The sequence below is a fragment of the Gluconacetobacter sp. genome (assembly GCF_047721585.1).
GTDB classification, from domain to species: Bacteria; Pseudomonadota; Alphaproteobacteria; order Acetobacterales; family Acetobacteraceae; genus Gluconacetobacter; species Gluconacetobacter dulcium.
Genome location: NZ_JBDNXE010000021.1, coordinates 1 through 14,699, shown reverse-complemented (window position 1 = coordinate 14,699; position 14,699 = coordinate 1). Strand labels below are relative to the sequence as shown.

Sequence of the window (14,699 nt, the reverse complement as noted above, 5' to 3'; positions counted from 1 at the left end):
TGCCACATCCAGAGGCATGACACCGCCCTCATCCTCCGCCCGGCCCGCGCGCGAGCGCCCCGTGCATGCGACCCTGCGCGCCCTGCTGCCCTATCTCTGGCCCCGTCACGATCTGGGCACCCGCGCGCGGGTGGTGGGAGCCTGCCTGCTGCTGGTCGCCGCCAAGATCGCGACCATCGCCGTGCCGTATGTGTACAGCCTGGTGGTCGATGCGCTGCATGGCGGGCAGGGGGGCGGCGTTTCCGGCCCGATGCGTGAAATGACGGTGCCGATGGCCCTGATCGTCGGTTACGGCACGCTGCGCCTGATGTCGGCGGGCATGGGGGAATGGCGCGATGCGCTGTTCGCCCCGGTGCGCTTTCATATCAGCAGCGTGGCGGCGATGCGCAGTTTTCGCCACATGCATGCGCTGTCGCTGCGCTTTCACCTGGACCGCCAGTCGGGCGGCGTGACGCGGGCCATCGCGCGGGGGACCGAGGCGATCGAGACCATTCTGCGGGTGGGCGTGTTCAACATCGTGCCGACGCTGATCGAGGCGCTGCTGGTGATCGCCGTGATCTGGCGCCTGTTCGACTGGCGCTATGCCGCGATCATGCTGCTGGCGGTGGCGGCCTATGTCGCCTTCACGATCAGCTTCACCTCCTGGCGGATCGGCATCCGCCGCGAGATGAACGAGATCAACAGCGAGGCGAGCTGGAAGGCGCTGGACAGCCTGCTGAACTACGAGACGGTGAAGTATTTCGGCAACGAGGAGCATGAGAGCCGGCGGTACGAGGAGACGCAGCGGCGCTACGAACGCGCGGCGGTCAAGACCCAGCTTTCGCTCAACGGGCTGAATTTCGGGCAGGCGGCGATCATCGCCGTGACGCTGACGGTGGTGATGCTGCTGGCGGCGCATGACGTGGGGCAGGGGCGCCTGACGGTGGGGCGGTTCGTGCTGGTCAACACCTATCTGATGCAGCTCTATCTGCCGCTCAATTTCCTCGGCAGCATCTATTCGTCGCTGCGCACCTCGCTGGTGGATCTGGAGCAGATGTTCCGCCTGATGGAGGAAGCGCCGGACGTGAAGGACCGGCCGGATGCCATCGACCTGCCGGCGCGGCTGGACGAGGCGCCGGCGGCGGCGATCCGTTTCGAACATGTGCGCTTCGGCTACCGGTCCGACCGCGAGATCCTGCATGATGTCAGCTTCAGCGTGCCGGCCGGCGGGCGGGTGGCGATCGTGGGGCCGACCGGGGCGGGCAAATCCACCATCAGCCGGCTGCTGTTCCGCTTTTATGACGTGACCTCGGGGCGGGTGGTGATCGACGGGCATGACGTGCGCGATTACCATCAGGCGGCGCTGCGGGCGGCGATCGGCGTGGTGCCGCAGGATACGGTGCTGTTCAACGACACGATCGGCTACAATATCGCCTATGGCCGGCTGGGGGCGTCGCAGGACGAGATCGAGCATGCGGCGCGGCTGGCGCAGATCCATGATTTCATCACCAGCCTGCCCGACGGCTATGCGACCCGGGTGGGCGAGCGGGGGCTGAAGCTGTCGGGCGGCGAGAAGCAGCGCGTGGCCATCGCGCGGACCATCCTGAAGAATCCGCGCATCCTGATCCTCGACGAGGCGACCAGCGCGCTGGATACCCATACCGAGCAGGAGATCCAGGTGGCGCTGCGCACCGTTTCGGCGGAGCGGACGACCGTGATCATCGCCCACCGGCTGTCCACCGTGATCGACGCGGATGAAATCCTTGTGATGGGGGATGGCGTGATCAAGGAGCGCGGCACCCATCGCAGCCTGCTGGCCCGCGACGGACTGTATGCCGGCATGTGGGCCGCCCAGGCCGAGGAGCGTGGAGAGGATGCCGGCCACGCGGCGGTGGGGGCTGGTCTTCCGGCCTGAACGGGGGCACGGTGCGCCCGCCGCGTCCATGGGGCGCAGGGACAGAATGCCGTCTGAGAGACGCGCGCAGCGAGGAGAGGATGACATGGCGGAGACGGAAGGCGAGGGACCCGCGCTGGGCCAGGATGGATCGGTCCCCGAGGAACTGAGCCATTGCGGCGCCGTGGTCGACAAGGCCATCGAATACATGCTGGGCGAGAACCTGCCGCCCATCGCCATCGCCTCGGCGCTGCTGGGCGGGTCACTGGGCCTGCTGTCGCGCACCATGGACCAGGGCACGATGCTGGCGATGCTGGAAAACGCCATGCACAGCGTGCGCTCGGGCGACCTGCATCCTGACCGTGACAAGGTCACGCGCCCCGAGTAAGGGGAGGGGCCGGAAGGGGATTCGGGCGAAAACGCCCCGAATCGTGCCTTTCGGCTTGACGGGGCGCGGTAGCTTGGCCATAAGCCGCGCCTAATCTTGACGATCGTTGCCGGGCATTATGCCTCGGCCCCAGTTATCCGAGGATGATACCATGTCTCGCCGTTGCCAGATCACGGGCAAGGGCGTGCTGACGGGAAATAACGTCAGCCACGCCAACAACAAGAGCCGCCGTCGCTACCTGCCGAACCTGCAGGAGACCTCCCTGCTGTCCGATATCCTCGGCAGCGCGGTGCGCCTGCGGCTGAGCACCAACGGCATTCGCACGGTCGAGCACAATGGTGGCCTGGATGCGTTCCTGCTGTCGACGCCGAACCGCAAGCTGCCGGTCGAGGCGCAGGCGCTGAAGCGCCGCATCCTGCGCGCCCAGGAAAAGAAGGCCGCGACGGCAGCCTGAAGCCATTGGCGCCGGTCCGGTCGTTTTCGACCGGGCCGGGCTTGCATGTTTCAGGTGCCTGACGCATGTCAGGGCCATCTGTCTATTCAGCCGGTCTGCATCTTCCTCGATCCTGGTGACGAGGTGGGGGGCTTCCGGCTCCGACGGGCGCGAGGGGAAAGGTTCCGTTCGCGCCTGAATTGTTTTGTGGAGGTTCCCCCGTGTCTGAAAAGTCCGATCTTTCACTGATCCGTAATATCGGCATCACCGCGCATATCGATGCCGGCAAGACCACGACCACCGAGCGGATCCTGTATTACACCGGCGTGTCGCACAAGATCGGTGAGGTCCACGAGGGCAACACCACGACCGACTACATGGACCAGGAGCGTGAGCGCGGCATCACGATCACCTCGGCCGCCGTCACCTGCGAGTGGGACGGGCATCGGATCAATATCATCGACACCCCGGGCCACATCGACTTCAACATCGAGGTGAACCGCTCGCTGCGCGTGCTCGACGGCGCGGTGTTCATCATCGAGGGCGTGGCCGGCGTGCAGCCGCAGTCCGAGACCAACTGGCGCCTGGCCGATCGCTACAACGTGCCGCGCATCATCTTCATCAACAAGCTGGACCGCACCGGCGCCGACTTCTACCGCGCGTTCGACACGCTGAAGGAGAAGCTGGACATCGTCGCGATCCCGCTGCAACTGCCGATCGGGGCCGAGGAAAACTTCATCGGCGTCGTCGATCTGGTCGAGATGCGCGCGATCATCTGGGAAGGCGGCGAGCTGGGCGCGAAGTTCCACTATGCCGAGATCCCGGACGACCTGAAGGAAAAGGCCGCCGAGGCCCGCCAGGAACTGCTGGACACGGCGCTGGCCGTCGACAACGCGGCGATGGAAGAATATTTCGAGAAGGGTGACGTCGACGTCGCCACCCTGAAGCGCTGCATCAAGAAGGGCGCGATCTCGGGCGAGTTCCGCCCCGTGCTGTGCGGCACGGCCTTCAAGAACAAGGGCGTGCAGCCGCTGCTGGATGCGGTGATCGACTACCTGCCGGCGCCGGACGACGTGGCGGGCATCCGCATCGCGCCGCCCGAGGGCGAGGACGTCGACGAGAACGCGCTGCCGATCATCCCGGTCGATCCGAATGGCAAGTTCGCCGGCCTGGCGTTCAAGATCATCAACGACAAGTACGGCACGCTGACCTTCGTGCGCGTCTATCGTGGCGTGCTGCGTTCGGGCGACAGCGTCCTGAACACCACGAAGGACCACAAGGAGCGTATCGGCCGTATCTTCCAGATGCATGCCGACAAGCGCCAGGAAGTGAAGGAAGTGCATGCCGGCGATATCGCCGCCTTCGTGGGCCTGAAGGACACGCAGACGGGTGACACGCTGGCCGACGCCGCCGATCCGGTGGTGCTGGAGCGCATGAGCTTCCCGGTGCCGGTGATCGACATCTCGGTCGAGCCGAAGACGAAGGACGGGGTCGAGAAGATGACCCTGGCGTTGCAGAAGCTGGCGGGTGAAGACCCCTCGCTGCGTCTGAAGACCGACCAGGAAACCGGCCAGACCATTCTGTCGGGCATGGGCGAGCTGCATCTGGACATCATCATCGACCGTCTGCGTCGTGAGTATGGCGTGGATGCGAACATCGGCGCGCCGCAGGTGGCCTATCGCGAGACGATCACCCAGCCGCATGTCGAGACCTACACCCACAAGAAGCAGTCGGGTGGTTCGGGCCAGTTCGCCGAAGTGAAGATCGAGTTCGCGCCGCTGGAGCGGAACCAGGAGATTCAGTTCGAGAACAAGGTCGTCGGCGGCACCGTGCCGAAGGAATATATTCCGGCGGTCGAAAAGGGCATCCGCATGCAGTCCACGACGGGCGTGCTGGCGGGCTTCCCGACCGTGGACTTCAAGTTCACGCTGCTGGACGGCAAGTACCATGACGTCGACTCCTCGGCGCTGGCGTTCGAAATTGCCGCCAAGGCCTGCTTCCGCGAAGGCATGAAGCGCGCCGGCCCGGTGATCCTGGAGCCGATCATGGATGTGGAAGTCACGACGCCGAACGACCATGTCGGCGATGTGGTGGGCGACCTGAACCGTCGTCGCGGCATGATCCAGAACCAGGAAAGCTCGGGCTCGACCGTCATGGTGCGTGCGCTGGTGCCGCTGAAGGAAATGTTCGGCTACATTTCGCACCTGCGTTCGATCACGAAGGGCCGTGCGTCCTTCACGATGCAGTTCCATCACTACGACCCGGTGCCGCGCAACGTGGCGGACGAGATCGTGGCCAAGTCGGCCTGATCCCGACCGGATCGCACGAACAGGAAAGCCGGCCCGAAAGGGCCGGTTTTTTTTGTCTCCGGGGCCTGACCTGAATGCGCGCGCCGGATCGCCGCCGGCGCGTATGGTCGGTCAGGCTTTCAGAGATAGGCGCGGAGCGTGAGCGTTGCGGAGGATTGTCCGGAGTCGCGGCCGATCGTCAGTGAGATCGTCGCGCCCGGCGGGCCGTTCAGCGCCTGCTGGAGCGCCTGCGGTGGCGGGCTCAGGATGGTATCGCCGGGGTGGATGCCGGCCTGCTCTCCGGGGCTCCCCTTGCCGACGCCCGTGACGCGCGCCGCATCCCCCGCCTGGGTGACGGCGAGGCCGGAGAGCGCGTAGGTGAAGGGGCCAGGCGACAGACTGTTGCGGCGGGTCCAGAGGACGCGTTGCACCGGATCGCAGGCCAGATTGAAGCACCGCAGCAGGGGCAGGCCGATCAGGCCTTCGGAAATGTCGACCACCTGATTGTCGGGCAGCAGCAGGGCCAGCAGCCCCTCGAAGGTGTATCCCGCGAATTCCATCTTCTCCAGCCTGATGATCCGCGCGCCGTTTCGCGCTGGCGCGAACGGGCGGTCGTCCGACCACAGGCCGAGCGTGCGGGCTGTATGATGGTTCAGTCGTACCAGCGACAATCCGCCGGTATCGAGCAGAAAGCGCAGGCGCGTGCCGTTGACGACGCCCGAGGCGGTCATGAAAGGCGACCATCGGTCGCCTTCCGGGCGGGTGATGGCGGAATCCAGCATGGTGAAGCCTTCCAGCTTCGGACGGCCAGTCGGCCAGACCCGCCATTGCAGGGCGTCGAAATCCAGTTCGCTGAACACCGTTGCGAGGATGCCGGAGGCCAGTGCCCCCGCGATCTGCTCGCCCAGCACATGCGGCCCGACGCCGACCAGCAGGATATTCCGCTGGCGTATGATTCCGGCGAAGGAGGCGTCGCTGATAACGAACGTATTGCGGAAGCCGGTTACCCCTCCGACCCCGACATTGAGCGTGCCGCCGTCCGGGAGGGACAGTTGCCGTGCCAGATCTTCGCGAATCAGGCTGAAGGCGCCACCGGTGTCGATGGCGAACAGGAAGGTGCCTGCGTTGCCGATGCTGACCGGCATGACCACCCGGCTGCCGGCCAGTTGGATCGGCCCGACCAGCGGTCCGTCATCGGCGGAGGCAAGGGTGGGGGAGGCGGTGACGGCCAACGTCGCCCCCAGGGATGAGCAGAAGCGACGGCGGTGCATGCGGAACGGCCTTCCTGGCGGGTCGTGCATCTTTTCAGGATGGCGCCATTGTTCAGGAAGACAGGCCCGCCAGCAAGATATCCAGCGCCGCCGGTATCGGGGTGGGGCCGACTTTCTGTTCGGTCAGTTGCCCGTCGAGCATCAGCATGGCCAGGCCATGGACCTGCGCCCAGCATGCGGTTGCCTGTGCCGTCAGCGGAGAGTCGCGAAACACGCCGGTGCGTTGCCCGTCCTCCAGAAAACGCAGCAGGATACCGAAGGAGGTCATGGCCGCGTCATGCACCTCCGGGTCCGCTGCCTTGTCCGCGTCCATGCTGAACATCAGCCGATAAAGGCCCGGCTGCTCCTGCGCGAAGGCGATGCAGGCTTCGCCCGCCGCCAGAAAGCGTGTCCGGAACGGACGATCGGGCGGCGAGAGGGCGTTTTCCATGACGGCTGCCAGCCGTTCGAAGCCGATTTTCGCCAGTTGGCTCAACAGGGCGCCCTTGTCGCGGAAATGCTTGTAGGGGGCGCCGTGGCTGACGCCGGCCTGTCGCGCGACCTCGCGCAGGGTGAAGGTCCAGTGCTGGTCGGTGGCCAGCATGGCCAGCGCGGTTTCGACCAATACCCGGTGCAGGTCGCCATGGTGATAGGGGCGGCCATCGGTTTCACGCATGCGCGAGCCCTATGTAGACAGGAGAAACATTTGATTGACGTGCGGCGGAGGCCGGGCGTATCTGGGGAAAGGACATGATCTTCCGTAAAATATGGAGGCCGCGATGGCCGTCAATGCGTCGTCCGATGCCCGCCAGGCCGCCCTGTCGCGGATGCTGGAGCATCAGCGTGCGGCATTCCTGCGCGATGGTCCACCGGACCTGCGACAGCGCCGGGAGGATCTGCGCCGCCTGAAAGATGCGGTCGTGCGGCGGCGCGGCGAAATCGTTCACGCCCTGGACACGGATTTCGGGCGCAGGTCGGCGCGCGAGACGACGATTGCGGAACTGTTGCCGCTGGTTCGGGCGATCGACATGATGTCCCGGCGGCTGCGGCGCTGGATGAAGCCGGAGCGGCACCGGGTTTCGCCCTATTTCCTGTTCGGGCGTGCCTGGATCATGCGCCAGCCGGTCGGTGTCGTGGGTATTGTCGCGCCGTGGAACTATCCGTTCTCGCTGGCGCTGCTCCCGCTCGCGACCGCCATTGCCGCCGGCAATCGGGCCATGATCAAGCCATCGGAGATGACGCCGGCCACGGCGGCGGTGATCGGCCGGATTGTGGAAGCCATATTTCCGCCGGAACAGGTGGCGGTGGTGACGGGCGATGCGGATGTCGGCGCGCTGTTCACCGCCCTGCCGTTCGACCACCTGCTGTTTACCGGCAGCACGGCAGTGGGGCGCAAGGTCGCGGTGGCGGCGGGACATAACCTGACGCCGGTCACGCTGGAGTTGGGCGGCAAGTCGCCGGTCGTTATCGAACCCGGCTTTGCGGCGGCGCGGGCGGCGGCGCATATCGCATTCGGCAAGTTGATCAACGCGGGCCAGACCTGCATCGCGCCGGATTACGTGCTGGTGCAGGAAAAAGACAGGGAAGCCTTTGTCGCCGCCTGCGGCAAGGCAATGGAAAACCTCTATCCCGCCGGGTTCGGTGCCTCGCCCGATTATACGGCGGTGCTGAACAGGCACCATTACGAGCGTCTCCGGCATCTGGTGCGCGACGCCGACGAACGGGGCGCGCGTATCGTCACGCTGGGGAGCGACGGGCCGCGCCCCGACGAGGACGGGCAGGAGGACAGTCACGGGGACGGTCTCGGGAACGGTCACGGGGACAGTCTGGTGATGCCGCCCGTCCTGCTGCTGGACGTGACGCCGGAAATGGCGGTGATGCAGGAGGAGATCTTCGGCCCCGTGCTGCCGGTGCTGACCTATCGCACCCTGGACGAGGTGATCGCCTTCATCAACGCCCGCCCTCGGCCGCTGGCCCTGTATTATTTCGGCACCCAGCCGGCGATGCAGGCGCGCGTGCTGGACCGCACGGTGTCCGGCGGCGTCACGGTCAACGGGACATTGCTGCATTATGCGCAGGAGGATCTGCCGTTCGGCGGTGTGGGGGCCAGCGGGATCGGCGCGTATCATGGGCGGACGGGCTTCCTGGCCATGACGCATGCGCGGGCGATCTACCGGCAGGGGCGGTGCAACGCCACGACGATTCTGCGCCCGCCCTTCAGCCGGCTGACCGATATCGTCATCCGTTTCCTTCTCCGCTGAGGCGGCGGAGCGCGGGGAATAGGAGACGGGTCAGATGACGTATTCGATATGCTCCTTCAGGCGATGATCCGGCAGGCCGGTCAGATCTTTCCCGATGGTTCCGATGAGTTTGCGTCCGGCCTCCGGCCCGAGGTGGCTGACGATTTCCGCATTGCTGTGCGCGGGCGCGATGACCAGGAGCCGCGCATAGGCATGGTTGCGTTCGTTTATCTGTCCGGCAACGAATTTCGAAAATGACGCCTTTTCCAGCCGGTGGCGGTCATGGCGCGGATTGAGCGCATGATGGGCGGTCGAGCCGGTATGGTAGCTTGCACCCGGTGCGTCGTCTCCCAGGTCGGAGGTGCGCTGATGCGCTGATGCGCGGATATCGCGTCGAAGGAGGCGACGGTGTGCAGTGCATGGTCTTCGGCCGGTTGTACGAACCGCGCATGCTCGCCATCCGCCACGACGATCAGGATACCGTTCCGGTCTGCCATTTTTCCGATCCTTATGGAAAGTGGATCTCGGGCGTTTTCCCTCGGACATGCTGGCGGGCGGGTCGGGAAACAATCCTCCTCCGGACTCTGTGATCGGGCAGGGACGCAGGCTGCCGCGCGGCCGGCGGGTGTCAGGCGAACTTATGCCGCGCACCGATGTTAAGCGTGCTCGCGCGGCAGACGATCGTTTATCGAGGGCACGGCATGACCTGGTCCATCCCGATCGGCAGGTTCGGCGGCACGACGGTCCGCCTGCACGTCACCTTCCTGCTTTTTCTGGCATGGATCGGCGCGGCTTATGCCATGCGGTCCGGCATGCGGGCGGCGATCGACGGCGTTCTGCTGATCACGGCCGTGTTCGCCTGCGTCGTGCTGCATGAATTCGGTCATGTGATCGCCGCGCGGCATTACGGCGTGGCGACGCGGGACATCACGCTTCTGCCGATCGGCGGTGTCGCCCGCATGGCGCGCATTCCCGAACAGCCGACCCAGGAACTGGTGATCGCGCTCGCGGGGCCGGCGGTGAATCTGGTCATCGCGGCCATCCTTTATGCCGTCACGCAGACCGCGCCCCATCTTTCCGCCGCCGACCTCCAGGGCCAGGGCGTCGGCATGCTGTCCCGGTTGTCGAGCATCAACCTGTTCCTGGCCGTGTTCAATCTGATCCCGGCTTTTCCCATGGATGGCGGGCGGGTCCTGCGCGCCTTGCTCACCTATCGGATGGATCATGCGCGGGCGACCCAGCTTGCCGCATCGGTCGGGCAGGGGATTGCCTTTCTGTTCGGACTTCTCGGGCTGCTGGGCAATCCGCTGCTGCTGTTCATCGCGCTGTTCGTCTATCTGGGGGCCGCGACCGAAGCGCAGGGGGCGCTGTTCCGGCAATTGGCGCACGGCATGATCGTGGCGGATGTCATGACCACGCATCTGGAAACCCTGTCACCCGACAGCCGGATCGACGAAGCGGCACTGAGGATGATCCATACGCCCCAGCAGGAATTTCCGGTCGTCGACGGGCAGGGCAAGCTGTGTGGCCTGCTGACGCATGCGGCCATCCTGCGGACGATGCATGAAGGCAAGGCCGACGCGGCGGTCGGGGATATCATGATCCCCGATATTGCCTGCCTGCACCCCTACCAGACGGCGGACGACGCATTGCGCCTGCTGGAGGAAAGCCAGGTGCCGGCGATTGGCGTGAAGGATGGACAGGGACGGTTCGTCGGCCTGATTTCCCGGGCGAATATCGGCGAAGTCATGACGATCCATGTGCTGCGTGACAGGAACCGGCCGCCATCGGCCCTGCCCCTGTCACGATAGCGCGCCTTACGATAGCGCGCCGGCCCGGCCGCCCCGTCGCCGGGAGACCGGGCCGTGCATCATGGCCTGTCCTGTCAGGCATGTTTGACGGGAATGATCGTTTCGCTCTTCTGGGCTTCCGGGGTCTTGGGCAGGGTGATCGTCAGCAGCCCGTTATCGAACGTGGCATCAATCTTCGTCGCATCGACCCCGTCGGGGATCGGCAGCGATCTCATGAACGAGCCGAAGCGACGTTCCGAGTAATGATAGTTCTTCCGTTCGTCCTCGCGCCGCTCGCATTTCTCGCCACGAATGCTCAGCACCCCTCCGGAGACCTTAATCTCGATGTCTTTTTCATCTATTCCCGGAAGTTCGGCGACGACGTCATAGGCGTTGTCCTTCTCCACCATGGAGATCGCGGGAACGACATCGAACGTGTCGTCGCGCGGCCAGAGACGGTCGAGGCCCGGCACGCGGCCAACGGGACGCCGCCATACGGCTGAACGGAAATCGTCGAAGAGGCGATCGAATTCCCACCGCAGCGTATCCAGCGTCGAACTGGACGGTGAACGCGCCGCAGGGGCATTCGTCGTCGTCTCCGTTTTTTCCCTGGTTTTTTCGATGTTTGCCATGGTCGTTTTCCTGTTCGCGGTTTTCCTGTTCCCAGGTGGCCCGGCCCCCAATGGGGCCGGGCTTATGACTGAACTGGTCCCGGATGCGGGATGCTCAAGGGGCGTTTCTTAAAAAAATCATGATTGGATCTGATGGAAATCAGAGGGGGATGGAATCGCTGCCGGCCCCGCCCGTCATGTGCCCGGGACGCAGGTCGCGGGCCTGCGCAAGCAGCCGGATCACGTCGGCGTCCTCTACCTGCGGAAAGTCCCGGTAACAGGCACCGACGGCAAAAAAAGGTTGCGGCTGTGACAGGCAGACGATGCGATCGCACTCGGTACGCAGCGTTGCGATACTGTCGGCTGGGGCCACGGGTACGGCCAGGACCAGACGCGCCGGATGATTTTTCCGCACGGCGCGAAGGGCCGCCCGCATCGTGCCGCCGGTCGCGATCCCGTCATCGACCACGATCACGACGCGCCCGGTTACCGGAACGGGCTGCCGGTCCGGCGCATACAGCCGACGTTGCCGGTCGATTTCGGCGCGCTGGCGATCCACGATGGTTCCGATCGTTTCGGTACTTATTCCCGCGTCCCGCACATAGGCGTCATCCAGCACGATCTGCGGGTCGGCTCCGTCCACGATTGCACCGAAGCCATATTCCTCCTGACCGGGGCTGCCGATCTTGCGGACGAACAGCAGGTCCATTTCCGCACCGAGCATCCGCGCGACCTCGAACGCCACCGGCACGCCGCCGCGCGGCAGCGCCAGAACCAGCGGATGGACGGAGGCCAGAGATAAAAGAGCCGTGCCCAGCGCCTGGCCGGCCTCCTGCCTGTTCCTGAAGAGGATGGCGTGATCCGTTGGCATGGCACCCTCCCGCAGGGGTTCCGCCTCTTCATGCAGGGCGGTGACGGGTCGATGCCCGTGCGTCCTGCGGGTGCGGACCTGCGCCACGCCAGTGGAGGTGGGATACGTGATCACCTCATGCAGCAGGGGCGGCTTTCACGAAATGGCGAGAATGGGTCGCGGCGCGCCCTCAACCGTTTTGCAAGGCACGTGCCGGAGGCTGGCGGGCCGCCTGGAGAGTCTGGGCAACGACCGTCGCGTATCCGATCAGGACCGCGCCGGCCGTCGCCGTCACGAACGGCCAGGGCGTCAGGGCGATGCGCTGATCGAAGCTGCTCAGCCATGTCCGCATCACTATCCAGGCGATCGGCCATGCGATCAGGTTTGCCAGCAGCACCGGGCGCAGGAAATGGTCCACCAGCAGGAGCAGTATGTTTCCGCTATGCGCGCCGAGCACCTTGCGGATTCCGATTTCGTGCCGCCGGCGCGAGACCGTGAAGAGAGAAAGCCCATAGAGGCCGAGCGCGGCGATACCAACCGCGACGCCGGCCCCCATACCGAAGAGAAGGCCGTGCGCGCGGTCGCTCCGGCTGTCCTGCGCCAGGATGTCCGAGACCGTCTCGGCTGCGAAGGGCACGTCGGGCACGGCGGCGATCCATGCGGCATGGAGGCGCGCGATCATGTCCGGGGCGGAGACGCCGGAGAAGCGCACATGCATGGCGACCGCCGTTCTGGCCCGATCGCCGGGCCGCAGTCCGTAGAACAGCAGGGGATGGACATGTTCGTGCGGGCCGTTGAGCCGCAGGTTGTCGATCACGCCGATTACACGCAGGGCCGGTGCCGCGTCTTCCTCGCGCACCAGTCGGCCGATCGCTGCCTGCGGGCTGCCGATTCCCAGTTGCTCTACCGCCGCGCGGCTGAGGACGACGCTGCGGACGGTGGGCTGCAAACGGTGCGTTTCGCGCAGATCTTCGCCTCGCTGCGGGTCGAACCATCTGCCGGCCAGCACTGTCAGCCCGTAGAGATCGGCATAGCCGGGTGTGGCGAAACCCCAGTTGAGGGTGGCACCGTTTTCCGGTGTCGTATCGAGGCTGAACGTATCGCCGTTGGTCACGAAATGCGGATAGATATCGGAGCGCTCGACACCCGTGACGCCGGGGACCGTGGCCAGGGCACGGCGCAAGACGTCCTGGCGATCGACCAGACTGTCATCGGCGGCGGAGGTGACGACGATCAGGCCCTCGGTCGCGATGCCACGGGCCATCATGCGGACGAAACGCGCCTGATCGGTCATGACCCGCGTGCATATGGCGAGCCCGATCGCGAAACCGAATTGCAGTGTCACGAGGAGCGCATGCAGCCGGGCGCCCATGCGTCCTCCGGCGGGCATGCGGCTTGCCGCCAGGACGGGGGCCGGTGCGTAGGCCGAGAGGATCATGGCCGGATAGAAACCGGCGCCAGCGCCCAATGCCGGCACGACGGCGAGACACAGCGTTCCGCAGAAGACGGGATCGAGCGTGAGTTGCCAGCCGCTGAGCGTGCCGATGACGTGGAGCGCCATCTCGCACAGCGCCAGTCCGCAGAAGGTCGCGACCGCCGTCAGGATCATCGCTTCCGCCATGAAGTGCCGGACCAGCGACGCCCGGGTCGCGCCCAGGACTTTGCGGACCGCGACTTCGCGCGCCCGCAGGGACGCGCAGGCGGTCGTGAGGTTGATATGGTTGATGCCGGCCGTGCCCAGGGCTACCAGGCCGACGACGCCGAGGATCGTGACCAGGGCGCGGCTGATCGTACCCGTGCCGATCGTGGCATCGCGGAAATGGATCTGGCGGAAGGGGACCGGCACCAGTCCGCCATCCCCCATATCGTCGCGAATGGTCTGCACGCTGTTCGCGCCCGGATGGCGCGCCATGTAATGGCGCAACCCCGCGCGAATCGATGGCAGGGCGCCAGCATCGGGTATGCGGACGAACAGCGGCCCCCATGTCGAACCCCAGTGCGTGACGGCCTGCCAGCCCGCGGCCTCTGACGGAAGCCGCATGATGATTCCGAAATGATAGGTCGCATTCCGGGGCGGGTCGGCAAAGACGAGCGTGACGACAAACGGTCTGGCATCCTGTGCGATGCGCATCGTGCGGCCGACCGCATGGATGGTTCCGAAATATTTGAGAGCGAGACTTGCGGGAATGGCGATGTTGGCGGGCTCTGCCAACGCGGAACGGCGATCGCCGTTGAGTGCACGCAGCCTGAAGAAGGAGAAGAAATCGGGATCGACGAAACTGGTGTCCTCCTGTTCGACCCGCGCGCCCGCATGTACCGGTTGCGACTGGGGCACCAGTCGCAGGGTTTCGGTGATGGCCGGAAAATCCTGACGCAGAAACGGTACCGCGACAAAGCTGGCACCGGCGATTTCTTCGGGCGCGCGACCGGGGAGCGTCCAGGTCTGGTCGAGCCGGTAGAGGCTGCTGGTTTCGGGCAGGTCGGCATCATAGTCCGCCTCGTAGCGCACGATCAGCGCCATCGTCAGGAAGATCGCAATGCCGAGCGAGAGACTGGCAAGATTGATCGCCGTGTAGAGCCGATGCCGCGCAAGCCCACGCAGAAGAGGGGAGATCATGCTGTCGCTCCGATACCAGACTGTCCGGGCAGACAGTCTGACATGAAACGAAATTTCACGCATTTATTTGGAATAAAACGAAATTTTTGGGTTCTATCCGTGCGGGGTGTCCGTATCCGGACAGTGGGAGATACCGCCATGGGCGCCAAGCCCGAGCCTGCGGGGCGACAGGGCCACGAGATGTGGAAGAGGCGCGTGGGATCGTCGGCCCGATTTCGGGAAGGTGCGTTTCGCACGCCCGGATCAAGAGACAGGATTATGAAGTAAGGCTTGTCGTCAGCCAATCGAAACTTCCGCCTCCCGGTCGGGAGGCGGAAGCCCGGCTGCATCAAAATGTTGTTAAGTGAGGGCTTTAGCCG

Annotated in this window: 12 protein-coding genes; 6 read left to right on the top strand and 6 right to left on the bottom strand. The window is 65.2% G+C overall.

Annotated features, from left to right (window positions below):
* Positions 1-16 precede the first annotated feature (16 nt).
* The 4 genes from ABF821_RS06140 to fusA all read left to right on the top strand — a co-directional run bounded on the left by ABF821_RS06140 (position 17) and on the right by fusA (position 5,003).
* The gene (locus ABF821_RS06140; RefSeq protein ID WP_415529407.1) at positions 17-1,894 is read left to right on the top strand and encodes an ABCB family ABC transporter ATP-binding protein/permease; all 1,878 of its coding nucleotides are present in this window, start codon (positions 17-19) and stop codon (positions 1,892-1,894) included.
* Positions 1,895-1,979: 85 nt separating this feature from the next.
* Positions 1,980-2,261, top strand: a complete 282-nt coding sequence (locus tag ABF821_RS06135) for a hypothetical protein (protein ID WP_182974128.1) — start codon at positions 1,980-1,982, stop codon at positions 2,259-2,261.
* 151 nt (positions 2,262-2,412) lie between these two features.
* Entirely contained in the window at positions 2,413-2,715 is a 303-nt protein-coding gene (gene rpmB / locus ABF821_RS06130; RefSeq protein ID WP_182974127.1) for a 50S ribosomal protein L28, read from the top strand.
* Positions 2,716-2,915: 200 nt separating this feature from the next.
* Entirely contained in the window at positions 2,916-5,003 is a 2,088-nt protein-coding gene (fusA, locus tag ABF821_RS06125; RefSeq protein ID WP_182974126.1) for an elongation factor G, read from the top strand.
* 119 nt (positions 5,004-5,122) lie between these two features.
* On the opposite strand, the gene ABF821_RS06120 is transcribed toward fusA, so the two are convergent.
* Both ABF821_RS06120 and ABF821_RS06115 read right to left on the bottom strand, forming a co-directional pair.
* Complete coding sequence (locus tag ABF821_RS06120) at positions 5,123-6,253, bottom strand: aspartyl protease family protein (RefSeq protein ID WP_415529406.1); 1,131 nt, start codon at positions 6,251-6,253, stop codon at positions 5,123-5,125.
* 52 nt (positions 6,254-6,305) lie between these two features.
* Positions 6,306-6,908 carry a TetR/AcrR family transcriptional regulator gene (locus tag ABF821_RS06115; RefSeq protein WP_415529405.1) on the bottom strand — a complete coding sequence of 201 codons (603 nt, stop codon included), beginning with the start codon at positions 6,906-6,908 and terminating at the stop codon, positions 6,306-6,308.
* Between the two features lie 103 nt (positions 6,909-7,011).
* Here ABF821_RS06115 and ABF821_RS06110 point away from each other — a divergent pair, with 103 nt between their 5' ends.
* A complete protein-coding gene (locus tag ABF821_RS06110) occupies positions 7,012-8,493 on the top strand; it encodes a coniferyl aldehyde dehydrogenase (RefSeq protein WP_415529404.1) in 1,482 nt (493 codons plus the stop codon).
* Positions 8,494-8,523: 30 nt separating this feature from the next.
* On the opposite strand, the gene ABF821_RS06105 is transcribed toward ABF821_RS06110, so the two are convergent.
* Positions 8,524-9,018, bottom strand: a complete 495-nt coding sequence (locus ABF821_RS06105) for a host attachment protein (protein ID WP_415529403.1) — start codon at positions 9,016-9,018, stop codon at positions 8,524-8,526.
* 155 nt (positions 9,019-9,173) lie between these two features.
* Between ABF821_RS06105 and ABF821_RS06100 the strand changes: the two genes are divergently transcribed.
* Positions 9,174-10,283 carry a site-2 protease family protein gene (locus ABF821_RS06100; RefSeq protein WP_415529402.1) on the top strand — a complete coding sequence of 370 codons (1,110 nt, stop codon included), beginning with the start codon at positions 9,174-9,176 and terminating at the stop codon, positions 10,281-10,283.
* A gap of 74 nt (positions 10,284-10,357) precedes the next feature.
* On the opposite strand, the gene ABF821_RS06095 is transcribed toward ABF821_RS06100, so the two are convergent.
* The 3 genes from ABF821_RS06095 to ABF821_RS06085 form a co-directional block, all read right to left on the bottom strand.
* Positions 10,358-10,894: an Hsp20/alpha crystallin family protein gene (locus ABF821_RS06095; RefSeq protein ID WP_415529401.1), complete on the bottom strand. Its 537-nt coding sequence runs from the start codon at positions 10,892-10,894 to the stop codon at positions 10,358-10,360.
* 139 nt (positions 10,895-11,033) lie between these two features.
* Positions 11,034-11,858, bottom strand: coding sequence for a phosphoribosyltransferase (locus ABF821_RS06090; RefSeq protein ID WP_415529400.1), 825 nt, complete (start codon positions 11,856-11,858; stop codon positions 11,034-11,036).
* A 55-nt stretch (positions 11,859-11,913) separates the two neighbouring features.
* The gene (locus tag ABF821_RS06085) at positions 11,914-14,340 is read right to left on the bottom strand and encodes an ABC transporter permease (RefSeq protein WP_415529399.1); all 2,427 of its coding nucleotides are present in this window, start codon (positions 14,338-14,340) and stop codon (positions 11,914-11,916) included.
* Between the last annotated feature and the right edge of the window lie 359 nt (positions 14,341-14,699).

What these genes read in the sequence shown, in the direction of transcription:
- ABF821_RS06140 (WP_415529407.1), top strand. Translation starts at nt 17, where the DNA reads ATGACACCGCCCTCATCCTCCGCCCGGCCCGCGCGCGAGCGCCCCGTG.
- ABF821_RS06135 (WP_182974128.1), top strand. Translation starts at nt 1,980, where the DNA reads ATGGCGGAGACGGAAGGCGAGGGACCCGCGCTGGGCCAGGATGGATCG.
- rpmB (WP_182974127.1), top strand. Translation starts at nt 2,413, where the DNA reads ATGTCTCGCCGTTGCCAGATCACGGGCAAGGGCGTGCTGACGGGAAAT.
- ABF821_RS06120 (WP_415529406.1), bottom strand. Translation starts at nt 6,253, where the DNA reads ATGCACCGCCGTCGCTTCTGCTCATCCCTGGGGGCGACGTTGGCCGTC.
- ABF821_RS06115 (WP_415529405.1), bottom strand. Translation starts at nt 6,908, where the DNA reads ATGCGTGAAACCGATGGCCGCCCCTATCACCATGGCGACCTGCACCGG.
- ABF821_RS06110 (WP_415529404.1), top strand. Translation starts at nt 7,012, where the DNA reads ATGGCCGTCAATGCGTCGTCCGATGCCCGCCAGGCCGCCCTGTCGCGG.
- ABF821_RS06105 (WP_415529403.1), bottom strand. Translation starts at nt 9,018, where the DNA reads ATGTCCGAGGGAAAACGCCCGAGATCCACTTTCCATAAGGATCGGAAA.
- ABF821_RS06100 (WP_415529402.1), top strand. Translation starts at nt 9,174, where the DNA reads ATGACCTGGTCCATCCCGATCGGCAGGTTCGGCGGCACGACGGTCCGC.
- ABF821_RS06095 (WP_415529401.1), bottom strand. Translation starts at nt 10,894, where the DNA reads ATGGCAAACATCGAAAAAACCAGGGAAAAAACGGAGACGACGACGAAT.
- ABF821_RS06085 (WP_415529399.1), bottom strand. Translation starts at nt 14,340, where the DNA reads ATGATCTCCCCTCTTCTGCGTGGGCTTGCGCGGCATCGGCTCTACACG.